This window comes from Desulfovibrio faecalis, assembly GCF_053570625.1.
The window spans coordinates 2,871,660-2,898,107 of sequence record NZ_JBRBQR010000001.1 but is presented as its reverse complement, the minus strand read 5'-3'; the positions used below and the strand labels follow the sequence as shown (position 1 = coordinate 2,898,107).

Sequence of the window (26,448 nt, the reverse complement as noted above, 5' to 3'; positions counted from 1 at the left end):
ACAGGAGGCGGTATGGCTTTCATTTCGTCTTCGCTGGAACTGCTGGCTCCGGCAGCGGTCATTTCTGACCACAGGGCGGGGCTGCCCCTGTATCTTGCGCCCGTGGAGGCGGGTTTTCCTTCTCCGGCGGAGGATTACCTCGACTGCAAGCTGGATCTGCACAGGTACATGGTGCGCAATGAGGCTGCCACCTTCTTTTTGCGCGCGCATGGGGAATCCATGCTGGGGGCGGGTATCCATGACGGCGATCTGCTGGTGGTTGACCGCTCGGTCGATGCCGGGCACCGCAAGGTGGTTATCGCCGCGCTGGAAGGGGAGCTGACCGTCAAGCGTCTGCTGCGCCGCGAAGGGCGCGTCTTGCTTGCCCCCGAGAACCCCCGGTTTGACCCCATCGATATCACAGAAAGCGAATTCGTGCATATATGGGGCGTTGTCACCTATGTCGTTCACAAGCTCTGATTCACCTGCGTCCCTGTGGGCGCTGGTGGACTGCAACAATTTTTACGCCTCGTGCGAAAAACTGTTCCGGCCCGATCTTGCCGACCGCCCTGTGGTGGTGCTTTCCAACAACGATGGCTGCATTGTGTCGCGCTCGGCTGAGGCCAAGGCTCTGGGCATTCCTATGGGCGCGCCGGAATTCAAGCTGCGTTCCCAGTTGCGCGCGCTGAACGTGGCGGTATTTTCCTCCAATTACGCGCTGTACGGCGATATTTCCGCGCGGGTAGTCGATATTCTGGAGCAATGCTGCGCTCAGGTGGAGCCGTACTCCATTGATGAATCCTTTTTGCGCCTTGAGGCCCCCCATCGGGCCAACCTGCCCGAATTCTGCCGCGATGTGCGGCAACGCATCCAGCGCTGGACGGGGATCACAGTTTCCGTCGGGGTTGGAGCAACGCGCACCCTTGCCAAGATTGCCACACATGTGGCCAAAAAGCATCCGTCCTACGGGGGGGTGTTTTCCCTGGCACGGCAAGAGCGTGATATCGACCGAGTGCTTGCGGGTACGCCCGTTGAGGATGTTTGGGGCGTGGGGCGGCGGCAGGCGCGGCGCTTGTGGGCCGAGGGCATCTGCACGGCCCTGCATCTGAAAAACGCTGACGATATCATGCTGCGCCGTCTGCTCACCGTGACGGGCTGGCGCACGGCTCTGGAATTGCGCGGCGTTCCCTGCCTCGGCAACGATACAGCTCCTGTGGCGCGCAAAACGCTCATGTCCACGCGTTCTTTTGCACAGCGCATCCACGACAAGGCCATGCTGGCGCAGGCGCTTTCCACCTTTGCCGTGCGCGCGGCCACGCGGCTGCGGCGCGAGGGTCTTGTGGCCAGCGGGCTTGGCGTTCACATCCGCACGGCGCGCCCCGGTCAGGCGGCAGTGGGGGAGCGGCTTTACGACCAGTCAGCCCAGTGCCCCCTGCCTATTCCTACGGCTGACAGCCAGATGTTCATCCGCACGGCGCTGGAAGGGCTGGAGCGCATATTTTTACCCGGTTTTGCCTATGCGAAGGCCGGAGTGATGCTCTACGGCCTTGAACGGGCCGATGCGGTGCAGGGCAGTTTGTTGGCCCTTGCGGCCGGGCTTGAATCCGGCGGTGATGGACGGCGGCAGAGCCTCATGCGCTCGTTGGACAATATCAATAACCGTTTTGGCCGCGATACGGTTATCTTTGGCGCGCAGGGCATGGGCGAGGCCCCCTGGCATATGCGGCAGGAACACCGCTCCCCCCGCCTCACAACCTGCTGGGATGAACTCCCGCTTGCCCGCTGCTGAAGCTCTCCCCTTTCTTCATTTTCTGCCCTTGAGTACATCTGCTCGTCATGGTGAAAGTGCCATTTTGCCATTTGCATGCTTGCATAAATTTATGATGCAATACATTGTTTATGGTGTGTTGCATCGTAGCGAATTTCGAGATTTGCACAAAATTTTAGTTTATAGTAAGGTGTCGCTACTGGTACAAAAATTACATATATTATTGGTATATGGCATGTCATGCTCTGTGTAGAGTTGTGATTTTTACTGTTGTGGTTGTTTAACGATTTTGTCTTAACATTATGGAAGTTCGGTAATAACCGAGGAGGCGTTCAAGAGCTGGTGCTGTCTGCGCTGATGACTCCAGCCCGTTCGTTTTGACGGCCATATTGGGGCCGTGCTTCCATATACTCGTCCCTCCCCAGGGGCTACACCCGCAGCGATTTTCTGCTGCGGCAGAAGGAGAGTATATGGCGAAGATTTCCGTCAAGAATCTGTTCAAGGTCTTTGGGCCAAACCCGGAGCATGCCCTTCAGCTGGCATCCAAGGGGCGTTCCCGCGAAGATATTTTGCGGCAGACACGCTCCACCGTGGCGCTGCGTGATGTTTCCCTCGATATAGCGGAGCGTGAGCTGCTCGTGGTCATGGGGCTTTCCGGCAGCGGCAAGTCCACACTGCTGCGCTGCCTCAACGGGCTCGTCATGCCCACGGCTGGTTCCGTGCTGGTGGATGATCAGGACATCATGCGGATGAAGCCGCGCGAGCTGCGTCGTGTGCGGCAGCGCTGCTTTGGGATGGTTTTTCAGAATTTTGCCCTTTTCCCACACCGCACTGTGCTGCAAAATGCGGCCTTTGGCCTTGAGGCCATGGGGGTGGGCGAGCCCCTGCGCCTGAAAAAAAGCGGCGAGATGCTTGAGCGCGTGGGCCTTTCTCAATGGGCCAATGCCTATCCCCGGCAGCTTTCCGGTGGCATGAAGCAGCGGGTGGGCCTTGCCCGCGCTCTGGCAATGGAGCCGGAAGTGCTGCTCATGGACGAAGCCTTCAGCGCGCTTGATCCGCTTATCCGGCAGGAAATGCAGGAGGAACTCCTGACGCTCCAGCAGGATATCCACAAAACCATCATCTTTATCACCCATGATCTGAACGAGGCCTTCCGACTTGGCGACCGCATTGTGCTGCTGCAGGACGGCGCGGTGGTGCAGACCGGCACGCCGGAGCAGATACTGCAATCGCCCGTCAACAATCACGTGGCCCGCTTTGTGGCCTCCGCCGACGTCACCCATGTGCTCACGGCGGGCGGCATCATGAAAAGGTCGGAAGACTGGGCCGTGCTGGGCCATGACGGGCCGCATTCCGTTTTGCGCAAGATGGCCGCGCATTCCATAAGCTCCCTGTTTGTTCTTGATGCGCAGCGGCGTTTTGCGGGCATTCTGTATGCCGCCGATGCCGAGCGCATGGTGGCCGAAGGCAAGGCGGATATTGCCGCCATCACCCAGCGCGACATAACAACCGTCGCGCCCTCGACCCCCATTGCAGAAGTGATGCCCATCATGGCTGAGCTTCCTTATCCGCTGGCAGTTGTTGATGATCGGCAGAAGCTTCAGGGCGTCATCGTACGCGGCCTGCTGCTGGCGGCAATGGTGGAGGGCATGGAAGCAGGAGGTCAAAATGCTGCCTAGAATCCCCCTGGCCGAGAGCATTGACGCCTCCGTAGACTTTCTGGTGGAAACCTGTTCGGATTTTACTCGCGCCGGTTCTGCTGTAATGGGTAAGCTGCTGGACGGGTTTGAAAACCTGCTCATGCTGCCTCAGCCCTGGCTGTTCATCATCCTGCTGGGTCTTGTGTGCTGGTGGGCCACGCGCAGTCTGAAACTGCCCGCCTTTTCCATGCTGGGCTTTGCCCTGCTGTGGAATCTTGGCTTGTGGGAACCGACCATGAGCACGCTGGCCCTGGTGCTTTCCGCAACCTTGCTTTCCGTGTTGCTGGGGGTTCCCTGCGGCATCCTGGCGGCAGTGTCGGGCTGGGGGAGGCAGATCATCATGCCCGTGCTGGATGTTATGCAGACCATGCCCGCATTTGTGTATCTTATTCCCGCCATTCCCTTTTTCGGCATCGGCAAGGTAAGCGCAGTGGTGGCAACAGTGGTCTTTTCCGTGCCGCCAGCCATTCGCCTTACCTGCCTGGGCATCAGGCAGATTCCCGCAGACCTTGTGGAATGCGCCGAAGCCTTTGGTCTCACGCGTGTGCAGCGTTTGCGCAAGCTTGAACTTCCCCTCGCCATGCCCACCATTGTGGCAGGCGTAAACCAAACGATCATGCTGGCACTTTCCATGGCGGTCATTGCCGCCATGATTGGCGCGCGGGGCCTTGGCGGCGAAGTCTGGAAAGCAATTCAGAGATTGCAGATAGGAAATGGCTTTGAAGCCGGGCTTGGAATTGTTATCGTGGCAATCACACTTGATCGCCTCTTTCGTGCGTTGGCGCAAAAATGCGCCGGACAAAACTAGACGGGAGGACGCAATGACACGCAGACTTTTTATAATGGTGCTTGCCATCATGGTTTTGTGGGCGTGGCCTGCTCAGGCCGCTGCTGGCAGCAAGCAGAACAAAACCCTTAAAATTGTCTATGTCGAGTGGGATTGCGCCACTGCCTCCAGCAATCTTGCCAAGGCCGTGCTGGAAGACAAGCTCGGTTACAAGGTGGAATTGCTGCCCGTTACACAGCCAATATTATGGACGAGTATTGCTACCGGCGATGCCGACGCCATGGTGACGGCATGGCTGCCCGATACCCACGCCGCCATGTACGGCAAGGTGAAAAATCAGGTGGAAATGCTGGGCAAGCTTGCGGGCGGCGCGCGTCTGGGGTTGGCCGTGCCGGACTATGTGCCGCTCAAGTCCATTGATGAACTGGATGCCAATGCGGACAAGTTCAAGGGTCGCATTGTGGGCATTGATCCGGGTTCTGGTCTGATGCAGCTTACGGAAAAAGCTCTGAAAGATTATGATATAAAGCAGTTGCAGCTTGTGGAGGGCAGTGGAACCATCATGACCTCCAGTCTGTCCGAGGCCATCCGCAAGCAGGAGTGGATTGTGGTGACGGCATGGTCGCCCCACTGGATGTTTGGCCGCTGGCAGATGCATTATCTGGATGATCCGCTGGGCAGCCTGGGCAAGGAAGAAGGCATTTTCAAGGTTGGCCGCAAAGGGCTGAAAAAGGATCATCCTGATGCCTGGGCCTTTTTGACCAACTTCCGGTACGAAGATCCAAGCCAGCTCCAGAGGCTCATGAACTGGAATCAGGAAAAGGGCGCAGATCCTCTGGAAAACGCCCGCCGCTTCATGAAGGAAAATCCCCAGATGGTAGAAGCCTGGCTTAAAAAATAGGTAAGACCTGCAAGAGGCGTTATTGTTTCTTCTGATGCACCCCGGTTGCCCGCAAAGGCCGCCGGGGTGTATGCGTTCAGGGCCGCGCGGAATGAACGGCTGGCGGGCCAAGGCTGCCGCCGCGCGCGGGCCAGATAATCCGCACAGCGCCGTCACGCCCTGTGTAATAGAGCGGGGCGTTCGCGGCAGCGCACCACTCGCGCAGCGGTTGCGAAGGGTAGCCGTAGCGGTTTTCAAATCCGCACGAGGCGACCACAAGGTCGGGCTGCGCAGCTGCATAAAATTCCGGCAGAAACCCTGTGGCGGAGCCGTGGTGCGGCGCAACAACGACCTCGGCCCGCAGGTCATCTCCGTTATCCAGCAGGCGGCGCAGCACCGGGCGTTCCGCATCGCCCAGAAACAGGGCCAGACCACGGCCATGCTGGGTCAACCGGGCCACCACCGAGGCATCATTGCCTTGCCATGCATCCCATTCGCCTATTGGCGGGTGCAGAACTTCCAGGCGCAGACCCAGAGACGGTTTACCCAGCGTCAGAACATCCCCACGCACAAGGGCGCGGCTGTGGTGGACCGTGCGCGCCGCGCGCCACTGTTCGCCCCAGCTGCCCTTGCCTTCGCGCCCGTTATCCAGCAGGTGATCCACACGAAAAACGCGCAGTATGTGCAGCAAGCCGCCCATGTGGTCAAGGTCGGGGTGGGTGTTGAGCACAGCGGCCAGATGCGGCGCGTCATTGTAGGTCAGGGCCGGGGCCACCAGCGCCTGCCCCGGATCAAAACGCGGCGAGGCGCTGCCCCCGCCGTCCAGCAGCAGACGCACATGCCCCGGTAGACGCAGCAGCAGGGCCTGACTCTGGCCCACATCCAACACATCAAGGCGAACATGGTCTGACAGGCGCTCTGCGGTGCGCAGGGCCGGGCCAACGCATAACAGCAGCGCCCCGGCCAGCAGCAGACGTTGCGCCGCGCGGGGCAGGTCTGCGCGTCCCGCCTTCAGCGCAAGCGCCCCAAGCAAGGCCGCAAAAGCTGGCAGGGCTGTCCAGTGCGGGCGCAGCAGGGCCGGGGGCTGCAACAGGTTCGCGCCAGCCAGCCACGCAAGGCAGTCTGTAATCCATTGGCAGGGCAGAGCCGCCATGTCCAGCACTGCCCGCGCCGCAAGGTCAAGGCCCAGAGCGGACAGGAGCAGGCCGAGCACCGAGGCGGGCAACACCAGCATGTCGGCCACGGGAAGCCAGAGTACATTGAGCCAGAACCAGTGCCCCATATTGTTGAACAGCAGCATGTTCAGAGGCAGCAGGGCAATCTGGATGCCCAGGGAAACCAGAAAGATCCGCGTTAATGCCCATGCTCCCCGTCTGAGCCTCTGATTCACATGCCCGCCAAAACCTCCGTTCCGCCGTTTCAGTGCAGCCGGATCCGGCTCCGGAGCCAGTACCCGCAGCCAGGGCAGGCTCACGCCGATGACCGCCACGCACAGCACGGAAAGTTGCAGGCCTGTATCCAGCATGCTCAGCGGGGAAGCCACGCTGATGCAGAGCAGGGCGGCGCAGAGTACATCAAGCGTTGTGTGGGGCCGCCCGCGCAAAAAATAGACGGCAAGAAGCAGCAGCATGACGGCGGCCCGCAGCAATGACGCCGGGGCATCGCCCAGCCACAGATAGGCCAATGCTGGCGGCAGTGTTGCCAGCAGCGCCCATACGGCGCGGGGGCGGCACAGATAGATGCCGGGGCGAACCCGCGCGGCGGCAAGCACGCAGAGCAGGCCCACAAGGCCCGCCACGGTGAGGTGCTGGCCGGAAAGGGCGAGACTGTGCACCAGCGTGGCCGAGGCAAAATTGTTCAATGTCTGCTGGTTCAGGTATTGCCTGTCGCCAAAGAGCAGGGCCAGCAAAATGGCCTTGCCCTGCGTGAGCTTGCCTTGCGCGAGCTGGTTGTGGGATGGCGGAGCGGAAGCGCCAGCAGCTATGGTTTCGTCTGCCCCTCCCGCATGGGTTTGTGCAGCCTCCTGAGCCGGAAACAGCGCGCCCACAAAATCCTGCCGCAATGATTCGCGCCAGCGGGCGGAAAGGGTCGGCTGGCCGGAAATGCGCGGCTCCCCCTGATTGCCCAGAGTCCACATGCGCCAGCGCACGCCTTGAGCAGCCAGCCACAGGCCCCAGTCAGTCTGACCTTCATTGGCAAAGCCCTGTGCGGGCATGGGCCGCCGCGTCAGGCAGACTGTCTGACCGGGGAGCGGAGGAGAAAGGGCAATGGCGGCTGTGGGGGCTTCCCATGTCCAGGCCAGTTTGCCGGGCAGGGGGCGAACAGTTGAATTTGCGGCGTCTGGCGGTATTGCGGCAGCATTAGAGGCAGAGGGCAGGCCATCCTTGCTGTCTGCATACGTCGGGCGCACATCGCTCAGCAGCAGGCGCAGGCGGTTGTCGGGGAGGCCCTGCATATCGCGTACAATGCCGCACACTCGCGGCGGCTGGCCCGTTTGCCTTGTCTGCTCTTCTGTTGCGAGCAGCGCTGGCCACGGGCAGCCATAGAGTTGCCAGTATCCGGTCAGAAATCCCGCCAGCAGGCACAAGGCGGCAAGAGCCGTGCGTGCGGCGCGCCACAGGCGGGCATCCGCAAAAAACAGCAGCAAGGCACAGCAAAGCGAGGGCAGGGGCCAGGGTGCTGCGGTAATGCCCGCTATCCAGAAGCCCAGATACGTCTGCCAGAGCAGGGGGGCTTGCAATGGAGGGTGCCGCATGACGAACCTTGTAGAAGAGATGTACCGCGCGGTTGCGGCGGAGCAGTGCGCGTAAAAAAAGAGCGCCCTTGCAGCAAGAGCGCCCTTTTGAACAGCAGGAGGCTAGGACAGCTCCCGGGCCATATCCCGTTCTTCTGCCCTGCGTTTGAGTGTTTCGCGGTGGTCGTGCAGTTTTTTGCCCTTGCCGAGAGCAATTTCTACCTTGATCTTACCCCTCTTGAAGTAGAGGCGCACGGGCACAACCGTCAGGCCCTGCTGGGCCACCAGCCCTGCGAATTTGGAAATTTCCCGCTCGTGCAGCAGCAGTTTGCGCGCGCGGTCCGGCTCCTGCGACACATAGCCCGCGTTGGCGTAGGGCGCGATGTGCAGCGAAACAAGCCAGGCTTCTCCCTGGCGAAAGTCTACATAGCTATCAATAAAGTTGACCTTGCCCGCGCGGATGCTTTTGACTTCCGGGCCGGTCAGTACAATGCCCGCCTCGGTGAACTCGGAAAGTTCATAGAGGTGGCGGGCCTTTTTATTCAGGGCCACAGTGGATGGGGGTGTTTTCTGGCTCATGGGTGACTGTATGTGAAAAGGCTTGTGGTGTGAAAGGCCAGTTCCTGTCCCAGTGACTGTTGCAACGCTTCGCGCACCATGCGTTTGGAGGCGGCCACATCCGTGCTGAGCAGCACGCTGTTGGCCAGATCCATGCAGGTCTGGGCGTTGAACTGGCGTATAAGGTGCTTCATGCCCGGTACAAATCGGGGGGCGGCGGACACAGTGTCCACGCCCATGCCCAGCAGCAGGGCAAGGCCAAAGGGGTCAGAAGCAAGCTCGCCGCAGACGGAAACACCTATGCCCTCGCGGTGGGCGGCGTCAATGATGTGCTTGAGCGAGCGCACGATAGCCGGATGCAGCGGCTCGTTGAGGTAGGCCACATGGCGGTTGTTGCGGTCAATGCCCATTATGTAGTGGATAAGGTCATTGGTGCCGATGCTGAAAAAGTCGCATTCCCGCGCCAGGGCGTCGCAAATAAGGGCCGCAGCCGGGGTTTCAACCATGACGCCAAGGGGCAGCAGGGGGGCGTGGGGCAGGTTTTGCGCTGCAAGCTCCTGATGCAGCTCCTGCATGATGCGGCGCACCTGCTGCACTTCATCCAGGCAGGAAATCATGGGCAGCATGATGGCTACGTTGCCCATGGCCCCGGCGCGCATGAGCGCCCGTAACTGTGTGCGAAAAATGCCCTGATGACGCAGGCAAAAGCGAATGCCGCGCAACCCCAGCGCCGGGTTTGGCTCCTTGAGCACTGCCTGGGCGTGGAGCATTTTGTCCGCGCCCACATCAAGCGTGCGAAAAACCACACGGTCCGGCGCGGCCCGCTGGGCCACTGCCGCGTATTCTGCCAGCAGGTCTTCTTCCGACGGCAGGCGGTCGGTAAAATAGGCGAATTCGGTGCGGTAAAGGCCCACGCCGTCGGCTCCGCACTGGGCAAGAGCAGACAGCTCATTGGTGCCTTCAAGATTGGCCTGCACTTCCACACGCACGCCATCGCACATTTCGGCAGGCCAGCGGGCAGATTTGAGCGTGAGGTCTTCCCACGCCGTATATTCCTCGCGCCGGGCCGCAAAGCGGGCCTCGTCAGCCTCATCGGGGCTCAGCAGCACGCTGCCGCCGAGTCCGTCCACTACCAGGGTCTCGTTTTCGCGGGCAATGTCCATAAGCCCGGTAACGCCCGCAAGGCAGGGAATGTGCAGCCCGCGCGACAAAATGGCCGTGTGGGAGGTGGGGCCGCCTTCTGCGGTCAGAATCCCCAGCACACGGTCGAGGTTGAGTTCCATGACATCGGCGGGGGAGAGGTCTTCGGCCACAAGCACGCCGGGGGTTTCATCTTCGCCCTTATGGGCCGGATCCGCCGCCAGATGCTCGCGCAGGCGCAGGCCCACGGCGCGGATATCCTGAGCTCGGTCGCGCAGGTAGGCGTCGTCCATGCTTCTGAACAGCGCGCACAGTTCATCCACCGTGAGTTTGAGCGCCCACGAGGCGCACACAAGGTTGCTTTCTATGCGGGCCAGCGCAGCTTTAAGCAGCTTGGGGTCGCGGGCCATTTCCATCTGGGCGGCAATGACGTCGCGGTATTCCGACAGGTCTTCCGGCACATTTTCCATGGTGGCGGCCAACGAGGCGCGCACGCTTTCAGCGGCGACGCGCAGGGTCTCCTGCTCCGCAGCCACTTCGGCGGCAGAGATGCGGCGTTCGTCATCCTGCCGTGCCTTGTGCATGAAGCGCACCCTGCCTATGGCTATGCCAGGCGAAACAGGTGTGCCGAAAAGTACCGCGCGGGCCATGTCAGTCCTGTAGATTTGTTAAAAATTGGGCCAGGCCGCAAAGGGCCTCGCGGGCATCGTCACCCTGAGCCACCAGGGTCAGTTCCGCATTGGCGGGGGGCGCAAGAGAAAGTATGTCGAGCATGCTTTTGGCGTCTACCTCGCCGGTGTCGCTGACAAGCAGTATATCCGAGGCATAGCGCTGTGCCTCTTGCGCCAGCCGGGCCGCCGGCCGGGCGTGCAGGCCGTTGCGCAGGCCGATGCATACCCGTAGCGCCAGCCCTCGCGGCGTTTGTTCTATGACTTCTTCCATCATCCTACCTTATGAGCGTTTTATCGGCCAAAGGGGGACAAAGCGTGTCCACTACCGAAAAACACGTATATTCTACATGCCTATGAAGCCCAAGTCCACGAGAATAAGGGCTCCTGTTGTCACAACCCACAGCAGCAGCCTTGGCAGGCGCATCCGTCCCACGAGCCATGCGGCGGCAAGCACCGCTGCTGCGCCCATGGCGTAGGCTGTCCAGGGAAAGGGCTTCATGGTGCTGATGGGCAGGTGCCAGATAACCAGCGCGGCCAGAGCCGCATTGACCATCTTGAGCCTGTCCACCCAGTTGATGAGGTTGAGCTTGCGCAGGCGGGCGAGCGTGGTCAGCCCGTATCGCAGGCCGGAAACAAAACAGATGGATCTGAACAACAGCAGGGAACCAAACAGGATCACCGCCAGCAGCATGGCCACGTTGGTAAAGCCAGCCAAGAGCAGGCTGATGCTGAGCAGCGACCACAGGGGCAGCAATGTGCCGCTGAAAAATGAGTCGCCCAGGGCGGAAAGGGTTGTGGCCAGTGTTTCGCGCACGGAATTCAGCGCGCCTTCCGGGAGCGTCCCCTTGGCAATGGCCTGCTCAAGCGAGAGCAGGATGCCCACAAAAAGGGGAATCATGAAGGGGTGGGTGTTGCTGTGCCCCGCATAACGGCTCATGGCGCGGGCAAATGCCTGCGGCTCGGGATACAGCTCACGCAGGGCAGGCTCCAGCACGTAGGCCAGGCCTATCTGCTGCATCCCCCGGGCGGTCATGGCTGCATTGATGCAGCCTGTGCGTGCCAGGCAGGCAAGTACAACGCGTGTGGGATACATGGCAACCCCGTGGCATGCCGGTTTGGCAGTTGCGGCGAGGGCGCGTCCAAAAGGAAAGCGCCGCCTTATGAACACTCGGTCACGATCTGCTACGGCAAGCTGATTCCGCAGCGTGCGCAACTGCTGGCCTGATGCAAAGCCCGTCTTGCAGAGAGCAAAGAGCCACAGAGCGAACAGTCCCTAAGCTTCCGGCTCCGCCTCCGCCTGTTCCGTGCCTGTCAGCAAGGCGTATATTTCCTTGCCCGACCAGCCGCGCACGGCGTCCTGCACCCTGCGGGCAACCTGACGGGGCTTGCCGCCCTGGGCAAGTTCCTCTTGGGCCAGCAGCAGCACATCTTCCCTTGGGGTTCGCTCCGCCTGTTCCGGCGGGCCGACAACCACGGTGATTTCGCCCAGCAGTTCATCGGGCAGCAGGTCGCTGTCTTCCAATCGCCCTATTATAAATTCCTCGTGTTCCTTGGTCAATTCCCGGCACACGGCCACCTCGCGGGGGCCAAGAATGCGCGCGGCCTGAGCGAGGCTTTCCTTGAGACGATCCTTGCGCTCAAAAAAAATGAGCGCGCCCGGCACATGGGCAAAGGCGACAAAAAGGGCGTCGCGTCCTGCGGCATCGCGCGGCAGAAATCCCAAAAAACTATGCGGCAGCGGGGGAATGCCAGCGGCGGAAAGGGCCGTCACAGGAGCCGAAGGCCCCGGCAGCGGGGATACGGCAAGACCTTCCTTGCGGCAGGCCCGCACCAGACGGTAGCCGGGGTCTGCCAAGAGCGGCGTTCCGGCATCGGAAACAAGGGCAACAGTCTGGCCTTCGCGCAGCATGCGCAATACGCCTTCCTGCCGTTCGGCCTCGTTGTGATCGTAAAAACTCAGCAGGCGGCGGGCTTCAATGCCGCAGTCGCGCAACAGGCGGGCAGTGCGGCGGGTATCCTCGGCCAGCACAAGATCGGCGCTTGCCAGCACCTCGCGCGCACGAGGCGAAAGATCACCAGGGTTGCCAAGTGGCGTTGCCACTATCCACAGACGGTTCGCATTCAAAGGCATGGCGGCAGTGCTCCAGGTGCAGGGTATCGCCCTCGCGCACAACGCAGACCACATCAAACCGGCAGGGGCTGCTCCATGCATCGTGGGCCGCAAGCCACGCCCTGGCCGCCCGGCACAGGGTACGCTGCTTGGCAGGGGTCAGTGCGGCGGCGGGGCCGCCGTAGGTTGAACCGCTGCGGGTTTTTACTTCGACAAAAACAACGGTGTCGCCATCGCGGCAGACAATATCGAGTTCAAGCCTGCCGCTGCGCCAGTTGCAGGCCAGCAGTTCCATGCCGCTGCGTTGCAGCAGCTTGCGGGCGGCTTCCTCGCCTTTGCGCCCAAGGTTCAGATGGGCCGGGGCGGCGGCTGTTTCATCCTTGCCGCCAAAAAGCGTTTGCAGCCAGCGCGGCGTCACAACAGGCTGCCCTGCTGGGGGCTTGGCTTTTCGGGCAAAACGCCCCGAAAGGTCAGGCGGTGCTGCGGGCAGGGCCCAAGGCGGCGCAGGGCTTCGTAATGATCCTCTGTGCCATAGCCCTTGTGCGCTTCAAAGCCATAGCCGGGCCAGCGTTTTTCCAGCCGGGTCATGAGCTTGTCCCTGTATGTTTTGGCAAGGATGGACGCGGCGGAAATGGCAGGTTCGCTGGCGTCGCCGCCAATAATACTGCGCTGCGAGGGCAGGGGGGCTGTATGCCCCTTGCGCCAGTGGAAGGCAAAAACCTCGCCGGGAACAGTTTTGTTGCCGTCAATGAGCAAATGCGCCGGGGCGCAGCGCAGGCAGCGCACGGCCCTGCTCATGGCTTCAAAAGTTGCCTGTAAAATATTGATGGCGTCAATCCGGGCGGGCCACACCACACCCAGACCCCATGCCACCGCGCACTGGCGTATGCGCGGGGCGAGCATTTCGCGGGTTTTGGCGCTGCATGCCTTGGAATCGTTGAGGCCCGGCAGGTCGTAGCATTCCGGCAATATGACCGCAGCAGCTACTACAGGCCCGGCCAGACAACCGCGACCGGCTTCATCTATGCCAGCGGTAAAAAATTGCGGGACGGCCTGGCTGTTTGCCTGCAAGAGGGGAGAATCATCCAGGGGCAGCGGGGCGCTCAAGGTACTCACCAGCTGGACAAGGCTCGCCTGTGTCTGCTGGTTGCGCGGCTTTGCCGTACGGCTCAATGCTTTTCTGCCCATGATCTCTCCGCTGCGCAGCAAGGGCCGCGACCCCATGGTCAATGCGTGATGGTCAGCGTGTCAGTCTAGAGCCGTTTACGCATGAAATGAGTTGGCTGCTCCGCAAGAATTTTTCTGAAAATCCTCGCCGCAAAATACGAGCAGGCAGGCTCTGTCTGCCGTAAGCGAGCACTTCAAGCGCTAACTGTTCTAAAGACGCGCGAACAGCGCGCCAGGGATTTTGCAGTTGCCTGCATGCCCTGGCGCGCCGTAAAAACGCTCGCTGCGATTCTGATGCCTAAAAATGGATCAGAAGCGACCACGCGGCTTGATGCGCGCGGCTTTGCCCTTGAGGGCACGCAGGTAGTACAGGCGGCTGCGGCGCACGCGGCCCTGCGTGATCAGCTCAACGCGGTCGATGAAGGGCGAGTTGAGCGGGAAAATACGTTCCACGCCCACGCCGTCGGAGACCTTGCGCACCGTAAAGGTGGCGCTGGTGGTGCCGCGCTTGATGCGGATAACGTTACCCTGGAAGACCTGGATACGTTCTTTTTCGCCTTCCACAATGCGCAGGTGCACTTTCACCGTGTCGCCGGAGCGAAACGCGGGAAGATCCATGCGCTGGTTTTCCAGTTCAATTTTCCTGATGATGTCCATCGTGAACTCCTTGCAAATCCGGGCGGATTGTTGCGTCGTTGCAAAGCGGCGCCGATGCGCTCAGGCCGCCGTGTTGCGTCAGTAGTAGTCGCCTAATATCCTGTCGGCCAGAATGGCGGCCGCGCTGCGCACCGAAAGATGGTTGTAGCCCAAAAAACGCACCGGCCTCAGAGTGCCTTCGCACTGTTCGAGGACCTCCGGCGCAAGCCCTTGCGCCGTGCCCAGGCAGAGCATAACCGGCCCCTGGTCGCACCAGCGCCGCACGTCACGCGGAGTCATGGGCATGCGCCCCGGTTGGGATGCCTTGCCCTTGGCAGGCCAGACGGCAGAACTAGCCACCAGTCTGGGTCGCGTTCCATGCTGCGCGGTCATATGCGCCACCGCTTCTTCAAGCGAAGTCGCGGGTTGCACCAGGCCGAGGGCCTGAGCGCGGTCGGCGTTTCCTGTACCGCCCGGCCCCCGCGTCCAGTGACGCAAAATTTCTTCCAGCACCCGCAACTGGTCGCGAAGAGGGGTCACCGGATAAAAGGAACCCATCGCATAGCTGCGGGAAATTCGGGCTATATCGTGTATGTCCAGATTTGTCAAAGAGGAAGCGCCGATTTTTTTTGGCCCAAGGGAAACCGGGTAGTGAACAAGGCAGAACGAAAGGTTGCGTCCGGGCCTGTCACGCGGGGTTTCAGCCAACGTCTGCACATCTTCGCGATAGAGCGGCGCTTCATTCAGCATTTCCGGGCGCATGCGCAATGTGGCGCGCACGGATTCCTGCCTGCGCCATTGGGCGATGCGGGCATGGTCGCCGCTTTGCAGCACCTCGGGAACCGACAGGCCTTCCAGTGATTCTGGCCGCGTGTAGTGCGGATATTCCAGCAATCCGTGAGAAAAACTTTCGTCGTCGCCGGATTCTTCCTTGCCCATAAAGCCGGGCATGAGGCGGGCCACGGCTTCCAGTACGGAAAGAGCCGCGCTTTCGCCGCCGTTGAGCACTATATCGCCCACGCTCACTGGTTCAAGCGGAAAAAGCTGCAACAGCCGCGCGTCAATGCCCTCATACCTGCCGCAAACAATGGTCAGGTCTTCCTCGCGCGCAAGGTCGCGCACCATGTCCTGCGTCAGGGGGCGTCCGCCGGGGGCCATGAACAGCATGCGGCCGGGCCGCTCAATGGAGCGCAGGGCGCGGGCCAGCGGCTCGCCCTGCATGACCATACCGGGGCCGCCGCCGTAGGGGCGGTCGTCCACGTGGCGGTGTTTGTCGGTGCTGAACTGCCGGGGATCATGAAGGCTGCATTCCACAATGCCAGCCTCCCGCGCACGGCCCATGAGGGCGGTGGACAGGGGCGATTCGAAAAATTCGGGAAAAAGCGTGACAAGGTGAAAACGCGGCATGGGCGGAGAGTGCCGTAAAAACGTTTGCCTTGCAAGAAAATGTCTGCTCGGGCGCTCAGGCGGGTGGGGATAAGGCTGAAAGGGCGCGCAGCAGGGTGGACGGACTCTGAAGGAGCACCTGTGGACGAAAAAATTCTGGCAGGGAGTCTGTTTTGGCGCTCATCTGTTGTGCCAGACAAAGCCAGTGCCCGGGATGGGGCAGACTGCGCCAGTAAAATATGCCTAGTGGCCCGTGCCAAATCCCGGCCCTTTGCCCGAAGCTTCCTGTGGGAACCCTGGCGGGATCCATGCCCAGCCCCAGACCGGATGCCTTGAGCAGGGCCTCCTTGATTGTCCAGCGGCGCAAGGCCTCGCGGTTGATGCTCTGCGGCGAAAGGCTGGCCTCGCGCTGGGCTTCGCGCCGGGCCAGTTCTGCCGGAGCAAAGGCATTGGGGGCTGGCGGCGGTGAAAGCAACGACTCCGCATCCAGCGCGTGAGGGGGTATGACATGAGGGGCAACGGCGGTATCTGCTGGCGCAGGGCAAAGGGCGCAAAAGGCCGCCTCACCGCTGTGGCTGAAGGCCGCATGCCAACCGGGGAACAGGGGGCGCCCCTGAGTATCCATGCCCAGTTGCGACAGCGGCCCTGCGGGGGATGAATCTGCTGCCTTGGCCTGCTGTGCGGTATGCGTCACCAGTTGGGCGCGCGCGAGCAGGCGCGACAGAGCCGCCCGCAGTAGGTCCTGCTGTGCCTCCCCCGCCTCGGTCTGCCCATTGGGCGAGCGGCCAAAGCGGCGCACATGGGCAAGCTGCCTGTCGTCCAGCCATGGTTCCAGCATCGCTTCAAGGGCACAGCGCCAGACTTCCAGCTCTTTACTGGAGCCAGCGGGCAGGGGGGTGCAGAGTATTGTGAGCGTGCGTTCCATGATCTTCCGTATTCTGTTGCTTGCGGCAAGGACGCGCAAACCGGCTGTTTTACAGAAAACAGCCGGTTTGTCATCTATAAGGGGAAGAGGTGGTCTGCCCCACCTCCGTTGTTATTCGGCAGCCTTGTGCTTCTGGTGCTCGGCAATGACCTTTTCCGCCACGGGTTGCGGAGCTTCTTCATAATGGGCAAATTCCATGGTGAAAAATCCCTGCCCGCCGGTCATGGAGCGCAGGTCGGGCGCGTAGCGCAGCACTTCGCTCATGGGCACATGGGCCTTGATTTCCGTGCTGCCGCCCTGCGAATCAGAACCCAGCACCTTGCCCCGGCGGGAGGAAAGGTCGCCGATGACATCGCCCATGCTTTCATCGGGCACGGAAACGGTAAGCAACACAATGGGTTCAAGCAGCACGGGCTTGAGGCCTTCCATGGCCTTTTTGAAAGCAATGGAGCCAGCCACCTTGAAGGCCATTTCTGACGAGTCTACCGTGTGGTAGCTGCCATCGTAGACCTTGACGCGGAAGTCCACCACCTGACATCCAGCCAGAAATCCGCGCGCTGCGGCTTCCTGAACGCCCTTGTCGATGGCGGGAACATACTGGCGGGGGATAACGCCGCCCACGATGGCGTCTTCAAACACATAGCCGGAACCGCGCGGCAGGCCTTCCATCTCGATCCAGCAGTCGCCAAACTGCCCACGCCCGCCGGACTGTTTTTTGTGACGGCCCTGCACCTGGCATTTGCCGCGCACGGTTTCGCGGTAGGGAACCTTGGGCGTTTTGAGGATGATATCCACCTTGAAGCGGCGTTTGGCCTTTTCGACCGAAAGCTCGATATGCAACTGCCCCATGCCGGAAAGCAGGATGTCGCCGGTTTCTTCATCGCGCCCCAGACGCAGGGTGATGTCTTCATCAAGCAGCCGCTGCATGGCTGCGTAGACCTTGTCTTCCTCGCCTTTTTCCTTGGGGGCGAGGGCATAGGTGATGAGCTGCGGGGGCAGGGCGGGCATGGGCAGGGCAAAGGGGGCCTTTTCATCACAGAGGGTGTCGCCCGTGCGGGTGTTTTTGAGCTTGGCAACGGCCACGATGGCGCCGGGGCCAATGGGTTCCTTGCAGGGGGTCTGCGTTTTGCCCTGAATGTACAGCAGGTTGCCGAGGCGTTCGTTTTCTTCCGTGCGGGAGTTTTTCAGCGTGGCGTCACCGTTGATGGTGCCGGAAAGAATCCGCAGAAGGGAAAGCTGCCCCGAAAAAGGATCGGCCAGGGTTTTGAAAACAAAGCAGGCCACCGGCCCATTCGGGTCAGCGGCGCGTTCTGCGCCATCGCGGCCCGGAAAGGGCGGGCGATCAAGGGGCGAGGGCAGCAGGGCTTCAATGGCGGTCAGCACGGATTCGCCGCCCTTGTTTTCAAGGGCCGAGCAGGCCAGCACCGGCGTAAGCTCACCCTTGAGCACGCCCGCACGCAGGCCGGTTTTGAGGTCATCTTCTGAAAGAATGCCTTCTTCCAGATATTTTTCCATGAGCTGCTCATCGCTCTCGGCGATATTTTCCACGGTCACATCGCGCAGCAGGCTGACATCGTCAGCCAGGGCAGCGGGGATTTCAGCCTCTGCTGCGGCGCCGTTTTCGCCAAACATACGGGCCTTGCCCGTCAGCACATCGGCAACACCCACAAAGGATTCGCCCTGGCGAATGGGCAATTGCAGCACAACGGGCTTGACGTTCAGGCCCGAGAGCCCGTCAAGGGCCATCTGAAAATCGGCGCGGTCGCGGTCAACCTTGTTGACCACAATAATGGAAGGCAATCCGGCTGCGCGGACCAGATTCCAGAACTTTTTGGCAAGGGGGCGCACACCGTCCACAGCGTCCAGCACAAAAACAACGCTGTCCACGCCTTTGAGCAGGCATTCCATGTCGCCTGTAAAGTTGCCATCACCAGGGATATCCAGAAGGAAATGGCGGTTTTTATTCCAGAGATATGTGGCGCAGGAGGGTTGAACGGAGCCGCGTCGGCGGGTTTCTTCTGGTTCGTAGTCAAGGCATGTGGTGCCGTCTTCTACAGCCCCCAGGCGATTCACCGCCCCGGCCTTGTAGAGAAGCATCTCTGCCAGGGATGTTTTGCCGCAACCGCCGGTTCCGACGATGGCGAACGTGCGTTGCATTTCCAGTGGAGTAGGCATGGTTTTCTCCCTTCGTAAGCGATATGGCGCGCCCTTGGCGGCCTGGTGAACGAAACTAGGGAAAGGAACAAGTCTTCCATCTGCTATTGGTTCCCACGTTACAGGCTTGTCGCAAAAAAGGAAAGAGGCCGCGACTTTTAATGTAAGGCTTAACGCTTGACAGCAGAGGCCGCCACTGTGACAGTTATTCGGATATATATTGGAGCAGGCGGAGGGAGCGACCATGGCGCTATGGGAATGGGCCGGCGCTGGTGCGGTTTTTTTGGCGGCTGTGGTTTTTTGCGTGCGGCTGATGAAGCGGGGTTTGACCACGCTTGAGGACGAGCGCGCCCAATGCCTTGAGCGCATTCGCCAGATGGAAGAAAAAATTCAGGAAGATCAAAAAAATATGGCTTCCAGCGAACACCTGCGCGTAGCCCGCGCCGGGCTGGAAGACCTTTTGCGGCTGGCTGGCAATCCGCCCGGCATGTGGCTTGAGTCTGTAGCCAGAGGGCTGGGCGAAGCGCAGGGCGAGGCCCTTGTGTTGCACTTGCCCGAGGGCGAGGTGCGCATCAGCCTGAGCATGCGCGAACGGGAGCTTAAAGGGGTGCGCAAGGTTGTCCACGGGCATGGGCGGTGGCACCTTAACGGTTTGGGCCTGAACGAGGAGTATACGGACCTTGTGCCGCTCATGCGCGCGCTCAGCGCCAGGCTTGCCATGTACCTTGGCGGAGGGGAGATCACCAGTGCGCCGTATTGCCCCCTTGGGGACCCCGCAGCCGATGTGCCCCCGGAGTTCCCACATCTTGCGCGGCGTTTCAGCAGCGCGCGGCCCGTGCGGCAGAAGCGCCTGCCCGTGGTGCGACACGATGAGGAAGAGGGCCGCCTCGAAAGGCTGCGACGGTTGGAAGACGCCCGTGCCGCGCGCAAGCAGCTGCGGGCCAACCCCGGCCCCACCGGGAGCAGACACCGTTAACGTATTAGAAAAAATATTTTTCTGCCGCCGCAAGTAATTGCGGCGGCAGGTCGAACCGCCATCCGTGCGGTAGCGTGGCTCGGCATCTTCGCAGGCAAGGCAGAGGGCTGGCGGTTACACTGTAAAGGTGAGATTACGGAACCAGTCCGGCACAGGAACAGGGCGACCTTCGTGATTGACCAGCGCGTGCTGGGTCATACCCGTGGCCAGAAGTCTCGTCTTGTCCTCGTTCCGTATCTCATATACAAAGCGCAGGGATGCGCGCGCCCATTCGGCAATGCCCGCGCGCACAAGTACAAGATCATCATAGCGGGCGGACGAGCGGTAACGGCACTGGGCCTCGCGCACAGGCAGGATAAGGCCTTTCTTTTCAACTTCCGCATAGCTCATGCCGCAACGGCGAATGTATTCGCTGCGCGCCCGCTCGAAGAGATGCAGATATTCCGCATAATAAAGCACGCCCATCGTGTCTGTTTCGCCATACGACACGCGGTGCGGCATCCAAATATCAGGGGTGGGAAATTGGTCATGCACGAAACGGCTCCTTGTTACGCGTTTTCCGGGCGTTTTTGCAGCGGATTTGCAAACCGTGCAGGCGGCATGTTGCGCCTGTTGCTTCTGCTGGCGGCTACAATGGCTTTGTTTGCCTGCGCCAAGCAGGCTCCGCCGCCAGTGGTGGAAAGAACCCTGCCACCGGTGGGGTTTGAAAGCCCGGAATTTTTTGTGAGCAATCTTATTCCTGCCAGTCAGGATCTGACAAGCTGGAAGGATATGGCCCCCAGTGTGCGTAAGTCGTTGCGTTACGTCAACAGCAAGCCCAAGGACGCCATCGCTGTGCAGCGCCCCGGCCTGACCGTGACGTGGGGCGACCTGTCGCGCACGCTTGAGCGTTTGCAGGAACTATTGCCCCGGCTGGACAAGGAACCGGAACTGCTGCTGGCAAACTTCCGCTGGGCGGAAGTGACGGGCGGCATCAACTACTCCGGTTACTACGAGCCTGCCGTCCCTGCCAGCCGCACCCGCAAGCCTGGGTACACCCAGGCTATCTATGGCCTGCCCCCGGATCTGAACAAGGTCATTGCCAAGCGTGGACAGTACTATGACCGCCGCACCATCGAAGAAAAGCAGGTGCTGGCGGGCAAGGGGCTGGAACTGGCCTGGGCCGCAGACCCTGTTGACGTGTTTTTTCTTGAAATTCAGGGGTCTGGCCGCCTGATCTTTGACGACGGCACTCAGGCCTATGTCAACTACGCGGGCCAGAACGGGCACAAATACAAAAGCTCCGGCCGCATCATGCGCGAAAAAGGCCTGCTCAGGCGCGGCGATATTTTTGAACAGCGCGAGTGGTTCAAAAACAATCCGGGCCGCGTACGCGAAATTCTCAATGATAACCCGAGCTATGTCTTCTTTAAATACGGCATGCGCGGCCCCACGGGAGCCATGGGCTACCAGGTGGACGACTGGCTGACGCTCGCAACGGATCGCGGCTTTATTCCGCTCGGCTCCATAGTGGCCTACGGCGTCAATATCCCGGATGAAACCAAGGGCAAGATGCCCCTGCGCGGCATCGGTCTTGCCCAGGACGTGGGTGGAGCCATCAAGCGTAACCGCATAGATATTTTCTGCGGTGGCGACCAGCGCGCCAACTACGTGGCAAGCCATCTGGACGCCAAGGGGCCTGCCTGGGTACTGCTGGTGCGCTAGGGTTGGGCAATAGGCCGTTTTTGCCGCCGGCAGCAATGCTGACGGTCTTGGTTGAAAATTCAGAAGCATATGGGGCCGAAGCGGTTGAAAGCTGCTTCGGCCTCTCTGGTTTTCACGGTTATTTTTGAAACCGTGTATTTTTTTTATTGTTCTGCTATCAGATATTTTTCTTTCATATCTTATTAATTTTACACGCAGCCTTGTCTGATTGGCGGACACTTCAGCCCCCTACGCGGCCAAAAACACGCATATCTGATAATTAAACTCCTTGACTTATCTCATGTTGTGAGTATTTTTTAAGCGTACACCGGCAGTCTCTCCAGAGTTGCGATAATTTCCTTCCGCTGGTTTGGCTCAACGTGTACGGGAACAGCTTGTGGGTTCCCCCTACTCTCCCCTTGGGGCTGAAAATTTATTTCTGCCTCACCAAAACCCGGTTGCGACCTGCAGGGCTACGAAGCGTTGGCGTATTGTCACGGCTTTTTAGGCAACTGTGATGGCTGCACGGAGTCTATGCCAGTTCTCCCGGCTGCTGCACTATCCTTTGTGCAGCATCAGTTGGCCTCTTCCACTGTCCAGACCGCTCCCTTTCAGAAAAGCATCCTCGCGTCCGTTTTTATGGGTTTGCCATATCCAGGCCAACACAATAAACGCGCATCAGAGCATCCGCTCGCCGCACCCGGTTCCTTCGTTTCAAGACGTTGATAATTCCGGGCATTTTGCACGCCTAGCGTACAGAGGAGGCTCTTCCAATGAGTGGAAAGGTATTTGAGTACATGGCCATTATGGACCGCATCAAGAATGTCACCCAATGCAGAACCCAACAGGAACTTGCACAGTTTTTTGATGTTTCCCAATCTTGCATTTCTGATTCCAAAAAGCGGCTGGCCATCCCTTCCAAGTGGCTGCTCAGCCTGCTGAAGAAAAAGGGCATCAACCCTGAATGGGTTCAGAAAGGCGTTGGCCCGAAGTTTTTGCTTCCCTACGATGAAGACAGGGGAGCCGTGTGCAGCATTTATGCTAGAACGCCCGACAAGTGCCCGCTGCAACATATTGTTTCGGACATCGGCAAGCTGGTTACACGGGCTGAGGGTATGGGGCGCAGCGCGTAGGGCGGTGAGGCTGACGCTCCCGCAGGGGAATTGTTCGATGAGTGGGGCAGGGCCTGCCCCAAATTGAAGCAGCCCTGTGCATGTCGGGTCAAGGCCAGTTATTTTTTTGTCCGCATGTGTTTGGGGCAACAGAGCTGCATCGTGCATTTGACTTTTGTGGGGATAGTTTTGATTTGCAAAGACCTGCGCCAGTTTGACGCAGGTCTTTGCATACCGTGAGCATTGGTGTCGCCGGGAGTGCCATGACCATTTCTTCCACGCGTCTGGTCCAGCTCAACAGCGGGCAGGACGCTTCTAAAAATCTGGCAGAGGGGCTGGCGGTGGATTTTGCCGCCCTGATGGCTGTTGCCTTGCCGCAGGTTGATGTCTCATTGCTGGGCGAAATGCGCGCTGCCGCATCCCTTGGGATTTCAAAGCGCATGCTGCTGGCTGGCGAGCTGGTGCACCGGGCCGTGGGCGCGCAGGGATTGGCAAGGTTTGCCGTGCACAGGTCGGATACTGTTCGGGGTTGGATATGTTATGCTCTGGCGCACGAGCATACCCTGCATTCTCCGGCGGAGCCGCTGGAAGATCTGCTGGAAGCCGTGCGTCCCTTTGCGGATGATGCACATTTTGGCGTGCGTGAATGGGCATGGATGGCTGTGCGACCTCATCTGGCAAAGCAGCCGGAACGCGCCCTAAGCCACCTCGCAGGCTGGACCGCCGACCCATCGGAAAGGGTGCGCCGTTTTGCCAGCGAAAGCACCCGCCCGCGCGGCGTGTGGTGTGCCCACCTGAATATCCTCAAGGAGAATCCGGCGCTGGGCTTGCCTGTTCTTGACCCCTTGCAGGCTGACCCCTCCACCTATGTGCAGGACAGCGTGGGCAACTGGCTTAACGATGCCGCCAAATCACAACCACAGTGGGTGAGCGAGCTCTGCGATGCGTGGCTCGCACAAAATCCGGGTAAGGCGACCGCGCGCATCTGCAAAAGAGCGCTTCGCAGCCTGCATAAAAAATAGAGCGTATCCGTAAACGCCATACAGAAACTGCCCTTGCGGGCTGGCTGATTTTCGTCAGCCCGCAAGGGCAGTCTGTTATCTATGCAGCTTTGCAGACAGAACGCAAATCACCTGTTGCGTAGTTGTCCGCTGCGCGGGCTTGCGTGCTATAACTGGGCTTCCAGAAATGCGCGGAAGGCCTGCTTGGTGGCGAAGAGGTCTGCGCTGCTTGCCAGTTCAAAGGGGCTGTGCATGGACAGGATGGCAGGGCCAAGGTCAATAACCTGCATGCCGTAGGCCGCAAGGAACAGCGCCACGGTGCCACCGCCGCCAAGGTCGACCTTGCCAAGTTCCGCAGTCTGCCATGCGATGCCCTTGCCATTGAAAAGCCCACGCAGCGCGCCGAAAAATTCGGCGTCGGCCTCGCTGGCCCCGTACTTGCCGCGCGAGCCGGTAAACTTGGAAAATACCGGGCCGTAGCCCAGCAGGGCGGCGTTCTGTTTTTCGTGCACATCCTGATAATCGGGATCCAGCGCTGCGGAAACGTCGGCAGAAAGGGCGCGGGTCTCAAGCAGCACATGCGAGGGCGGGACGTCCTTTTCCCACGCGCGGGTGAGGTCTTCCACGCAATACTGCATAAAGCGCGAGGCTGCGCCAGATGCGCCGTCCGAGCCGATTTCCTCTTTGTCCCAGAAAATAACAGCCATGCTGCGGCCTGTGGCTTCGGCCTCAAGCAGGGCCTCCAGCGCGGTAAACACGCAGATGCGGTCGTCCTGCCCATAGCCGCCGATCATTGCCTTGTCAAAGCCCACAAAGCGGGCCGGGCCAGCGGGCACAGCCTGAAGCTCGGCAGTGATGAGGTCTTCTTCGCAGATGCCGTATTTTTTGTGCAGCAGTTCGAGCAGCTGGGTTTTGATGGGGTCTTTGGGCGCATCGTCCTTGCCGGATTTGCCAGCCTTGGGCGTGCTGTGGGCCAGAATGATATTGAGTTTTTCGGCCTCAAAGGCTTCGCTGACCGGCTGCGTAACCTGCTTCTGGGCCAGATGGGGCAAAAGGTCGGCAATGCAGAACACGGGTTCGCCGGGTTTTTCGCCGATGGTTACGGTCAGGGTTTCGCCATTTTCACGCACGATAACGCCGTGCAGGGCCAGGGGCCGCGCCAGCCACTGATATTTGCGGATACCGCCGTAGTAGTGGGTTTTTGCCTGAGCAACGCCGGGCTGTTCGATGAGCGGGCGCTGCTTGAAATCAAGGCGGGGGGTGTCGGCGTGGGCCGCCAGCAGCGAAAGCCCCTGGCTCAGGGGCAGTGCACCCTTGCGGGCCGCAAAAATGGCCTTGCCGCGCAGGGAACGCATAACGCGGTCGCCGCTGAAATCTTCCGCGTAACCATGCTCGGCAAGGCGCTGGCGCACGTATTCCACTGTTTCGCGCTCTGTCTTGCAGTGGGTGATAAAGTCGATATAGCGCTGGGCCAGAGCTTCCATTTCCTTGCGGGTTTTGGCGTCGGCGTTGTCCCAGATGCTTTTGGGCTTGTAGGCAAGATTCTTTTCCATGATGCTGTTCCTTTTATCTCACGCAATGGGTTGCGCGTATTATGCCTGTTGAGGGTTTGCAGCGTTCAGCGCCTGACGCAGAACGCGTAGTACCTCGGGGTATTCTTTGACATCAAGTGTGCGCGGGTCAAGGCAGAAGGCATCGCCTTCCAGCCGCCCAATGAGCGGGGGAACCGTCTCAAGCAGGGCAGCCTTGAGGGCCGTGGGGCTGCATGCGGTGGGCCTGAGCCGTACAAGGGTCGTGGGCAGGTCGTATTGCGGAAACGCGCCGCCGCCCACGCGCGACACATCCTCGCGCAAGCCTACCTCGCACAGGGTGCTGTCTGCATTAAGCCCCTTGCGCAGGCGGTTTGCCAGATTGCGGGCTGCCTTGGCAAGTTCATCGGGGGGGCAGGTTATCATGCGCAGGGTCGGTACGCTTTTGCGGGCTTTTTCCGGGTCAAGGTACAGGCGCAGGGTGGCCTCAAGAGCGGAGAGGCACAGCTTGTCGCAGCGCAGCGCCCGTGTGAGCGGATTGCTTTTGAGTTTTTCCACCATGCTCTTGCGCCCGGTGATGATGCCAGCCTGAGGGCCGCCAAGCACCTTGTCACCCGAAAAAGTCGCGATATCCGCGCCCTGCGAGAGTACTTCCGGCACGGTGGGTTCGTTGGGAAGGCCGCAGGAAGAAAAATCCATAAGACTGCCGCTGCCGAGGTCTTCAATGAGCGGCAGGTTGTGCTCGCGAGCCAGTTCCGCCAGCTCGGGCAGGGCCACGGCGGCATGAAAGCCCACAATCCGGTAGTTGGACGTGTGTACGCGCATGAGCGCGCGCGTGTTTTCGTTGATGGCGGCGCGGTAATCGCGAAGGTGTGTGCGGTTGGTGGCCCCCACCTCGCGCAGGGTGGCCCCGCTTTTTTCCATTACTTCAGGAATGCGGAAGCTGCCGCCTATTTCCACCAGCTCGCCGCGTGAAACAATAACCTCGCCGCCCTTGCAGAAGGTGTCGAGCACCAGCAGCACGGCGGCGGCATTGTTATTGACCACAAGGGCCGCCTCGGCCCCGGTGACGCGGCAAATGAGTTCTTCCACCAGTGCGTGACGGCTGCCCCGGCCACCTGTGGCAAGATTCAGTTCCAGATTGCAGTAGCCGGTAGCTGCCCGCAGCACGGCTTCTCGGGCTTCTTCGGCCAGTACGGAGCGCCCCATGTTGGTATGCACCACAACGCCCGTGGCGTTGAGCGCCGACCGGAAACGGGGCCGCAGCCCGCGCTGCACAAAGGCCAGCAGGCCTGGCAGATGGCGTTCAAGGTGCAGGTCTTCGGGGGTGGTGCAGCGCCCGGCGCGGATGTCATCCCGCCGAATATCCCAATAGGCGACCACAAGATCGCGCAGCAGCGCGTGCGGCGTTTGCTGGCTGTCGCCCAGTGCGGCATCCGCGCGGTGCAGCGCGGCAATGCTGGCGTCTACGGCGGGAATGGCGCGAAAAAGATTTTGCATGGGCGTCCTTTATACTGCGTTAACCGCAAAAAATGAAAAATACGCGAGCACG

At 60.5% G+C, this 26,448-nt stretch carries 24 protein-coding genes; 9 read left to right on the top strand and 15 right to left on the bottom strand.

Features of this window, described 5'->3' with window-relative positions; genetic code table 11:
• Positions 1–12: 12 nt before the first annotated feature.
• From ACUZ79_RS12835 to ACUZ79_RS12815, 5 genes are all read left to right on the top strand, one after another.
• Positions 13–459 carry a LexA family protein gene (locus ACUZ79_RS12835; protein WP_449251824.1) on the top strand — a complete coding sequence of 149 codons (447 nt, stop codon included), beginning with the start codon at positions 13–15 and terminating at the stop codon, positions 457–459.
• Positions 440–1,768: a Y-family DNA polymerase gene (locus tag ACUZ79_RS12830; RefSeq protein ID WP_240825181.1), complete on the top strand. Its 1,329-nt coding sequence runs from the start codon at positions 440–442 to the stop codon at positions 1,766–1,768. Before ACUZ79_RS12835 ends, ACUZ79_RS12830 begins: the two co-directional genes overlap by 20 nt.
• A 449-nt stretch (positions 1,769–2,217) precedes the next feature.
• The gene (locus tag ACUZ79_RS12825) at positions 2,218–3,426 is read left to right on the top strand and encodes a quaternary amine ABC transporter ATP-binding protein (RefSeq protein ID WP_449251823.1); all 1,209 of its coding nucleotides are present in this window, start codon (positions 2,218–2,220) and stop codon (positions 3,424–3,426) included.
• Entirely contained in the window at positions 3,416–4,255 is an 840-nt protein-coding gene (locus ACUZ79_RS12820; protein WP_240825179.1) for an ABC transporter permease, read from the top strand. The genes ACUZ79_RS12825 and ACUZ79_RS12820 overlap by 11 nt, the downstream gene beginning before the upstream one ends.
• A gap of 13 nt (positions 4,256–4,268) precedes the next feature.
• Positions 4,269–5,135, top strand: a complete 867-nt coding sequence (locus tag ACUZ79_RS12815; RefSeq protein WP_449251822.1) for a glycine betaine ABC transporter substrate-binding protein — start codon at positions 4,269–4,271, stop codon at positions 5,133–5,135.
• Between the two features lie 76 nt (positions 5,136–5,211).
• On the opposite strand, the gene ACUZ79_RS12810 is transcribed toward ACUZ79_RS12815, so the two are convergent.
• The 12 genes from ACUZ79_RS12810 to ACUZ79_RS12755 all read right to left on the bottom strand — a co-directional run bounded on the left by ACUZ79_RS12810 (position 5,212) and on the right by ACUZ79_RS12755 (position 18,616).
• Positions 5,212–7,869 carry a ComEC/Rec2 family competence protein gene (locus tag ACUZ79_RS12810; protein ID WP_449251821.1) on the bottom strand — a complete coding sequence of 886 codons (2,658 nt, stop codon included), beginning with the start codon at positions 7,867–7,869 and terminating at the stop codon, positions 5,212–5,214.
• Between the two features lie 102 nt (positions 7,870–7,971).
• Entirely contained in the window at positions 7,972–8,427 is a 456-nt protein-coding gene (gene smpB / locus ACUZ79_RS12805) for an SsrA-binding protein SmpB (protein WP_192113878.1), read from the bottom strand.
• Entirely contained in the window at positions 8,424–10,196 is a 1,773-nt protein-coding gene (gene ptsP / locus ACUZ79_RS12800; protein WP_449251820.1) for a phosphoenolpyruvate--protein phosphotransferase, read from the bottom strand. Before ptsP ends, smpB begins: the two co-directional genes overlap by 4 nt.
• Position 10,197: 1 nt before the next feature.
• On the bottom strand, positions 10,198–10,488 hold the full coding sequence (locus ACUZ79_RS12795; protein ID WP_449251819.1) for an HPr family phosphocarrier protein: 291 nt from the start codon (positions 10,486–10,488) through the stop codon (positions 10,198–10,200).
• Positions 10,489–10,560: 72 nt separating this feature from the next.
• Positions 10,561–11,310 carry a PTS system mannose/fructose/sorbose family transporter subunit IID gene (locus ACUZ79_RS12790; protein ID WP_240825175.1) on the bottom strand — a complete coding sequence of 250 codons (750 nt, stop codon included), beginning with the start codon at positions 11,308–11,310 and terminating at the stop codon, positions 10,561–10,563.
• A 180-nt stretch (positions 11,311–11,490) separates the two neighbouring features.
• The gene (gene rsmI / locus ACUZ79_RS12785; protein ID WP_449251818.1) at positions 11,491–12,348 is read right to left on the bottom strand and encodes a 16S rRNA (cytidine(1402)-2'-O)-methyltransferase; all 858 of its coding nucleotides are present in this window, start codon (positions 12,346–12,348) and stop codon (positions 11,491–11,493) included.
• A complete protein-coding gene (locus ACUZ79_RS12780) occupies positions 12,290–12,679 on the bottom strand; it encodes a YraN family protein (protein ID WP_240825205.1) in 390 nt (129 codons plus the stop codon). The genes rsmI and ACUZ79_RS12780 overlap by 59 nt, the downstream gene beginning before the upstream one ends.
• Before the next feature lie 62 nt (positions 12,680–12,741).
• Positions 12,742–13,515: a ribonuclease HII gene (locus ACUZ79_RS12775; protein WP_240825173.1), complete on the bottom strand. Its 774-nt coding sequence runs from the start codon at positions 13,513–13,515 to the stop codon at positions 12,742–12,744.
• A 288-nt stretch (positions 13,516–13,803) separates the two neighbouring features.
• Positions 13,804–14,151, bottom strand: a complete 348-nt coding sequence (gene rplS / locus ACUZ79_RS12770; RefSeq protein ID WP_022658201.1) for a 50S ribosomal protein L19 — start codon at positions 14,149–14,151, stop codon at positions 13,804–13,806.
• Between the two features lie 78 nt (positions 14,152–14,229).
• Entirely contained in the window at positions 14,230–15,537 is a 1,308-nt protein-coding gene (gene trmD / locus ACUZ79_RS12765) for a tRNA (guanosine(37)-N1)-methyltransferase TrmD (protein WP_324835481.1), read from the bottom strand.
• 55 nt (positions 15,538–15,592) lie between these two features.
• Positions 15,593–16,441 carry a 4'-phosphopantetheinyl transferase superfamily protein gene (locus ACUZ79_RS12760; RefSeq protein ID WP_449251817.1) on the bottom strand — a complete coding sequence of 283 codons (849 nt, stop codon included), beginning with the start codon at positions 16,439–16,441 and terminating at the stop codon, positions 15,593–15,595.
• A gap of 111 nt (positions 16,442–16,552) precedes the next feature.
• Positions 16,553–18,616, bottom strand: coding sequence for an elongation factor G (locus ACUZ79_RS12755; RefSeq protein WP_449251816.1), 2,064 nt, complete (start codon positions 18,614–18,616; stop codon positions 16,553–16,555).
• A gap of 223 nt (positions 18,617–18,839) precedes the next feature.
• Here ACUZ79_RS12755 and ACUZ79_RS12750 point away from each other — a divergent pair, with 223 nt between their 5' ends.
• Positions 18,840–19,571 carry a hypothetical protein gene (locus ACUZ79_RS12750; protein ID WP_449251815.1) on the top strand — a complete coding sequence of 244 codons (732 nt, stop codon included), beginning with the start codon at positions 18,840–18,842 and terminating at the stop codon, positions 19,569–19,571.
• A gap of 114 nt (positions 19,572–19,685) precedes the next feature.
• On the opposite strand, the gene ACUZ79_RS12745 is transcribed toward ACUZ79_RS12750, so the two are convergent.
• A complete protein-coding gene (locus tag ACUZ79_RS12745; protein ID WP_240825204.1) occupies positions 19,686–20,072 on the bottom strand; it encodes an acyl-CoA thioesterase in 387 nt (128 codons plus the stop codon).
• 99 nt (positions 20,073–20,171) lie between these two features.
• Between ACUZ79_RS12745 and ACUZ79_RS12740 the strand changes: the two genes are divergently transcribed.
• The 3 genes from ACUZ79_RS12740 (at position 20,172) to ACUZ79_RS12730 (ending at position 23,388) form a co-directional block, all read left to right on the top strand.
• On the top strand, positions 20,172–21,275 hold the full coding sequence (locus tag ACUZ79_RS12740) for an MltA domain-containing protein (protein WP_240825164.1): 1,104 nt from the start codon (positions 20,172–20,174) through the stop codon (positions 21,273–21,275).
• Between the two features lie 752 nt (positions 21,276–22,027).
• On the top strand, positions 22,028–22,387 hold the full coding sequence (locus tag ACUZ79_RS12735; RefSeq protein WP_240825162.1) for a helix-turn-helix domain-containing protein: 360 nt from the start codon (positions 22,028–22,030) through the stop codon (positions 22,385–22,387).
• A gap of 242 nt (positions 22,388–22,629) precedes the next feature.
• The gene (locus ACUZ79_RS12730; RefSeq protein WP_276612913.1) at positions 22,630–23,388 is read left to right on the top strand and encodes a DNA alkylation repair protein; all 759 of its coding nucleotides are present in this window, start codon (positions 22,630–22,632) and stop codon (positions 23,386–23,388) included.
• A gap of 146 nt (positions 23,389–23,534) precedes the next feature.
• Here the strand turns inward: ACUZ79_RS12730 and ACUZ79_RS12725 are convergent, their stop codons facing one another.
• Both ACUZ79_RS12725 and selA read right to left on the bottom strand, forming a co-directional pair.
• Positions 23,535–24,920 carry an aminopeptidase gene (locus ACUZ79_RS12725; protein WP_240825159.1) on the bottom strand — a complete coding sequence of 462 codons (1,386 nt, stop codon included), beginning with the start codon at positions 24,918–24,920 and terminating at the stop codon, positions 23,535–23,537.
• A gap of 39 nt (positions 24,921–24,959) precedes the next feature.
• The gene (gene selA, locus ACUZ79_RS12720; RefSeq protein WP_449251814.1) at positions 24,960–26,396 is read right to left on the bottom strand and encodes an L-seryl-tRNA(Sec) selenium transferase; all 1,437 of its coding nucleotides are present in this window, start codon (positions 26,394–26,396) and stop codon (positions 24,960–24,962) included.
• Between the last annotated feature and the right edge of the window lie 52 nt (positions 26,397–26,448).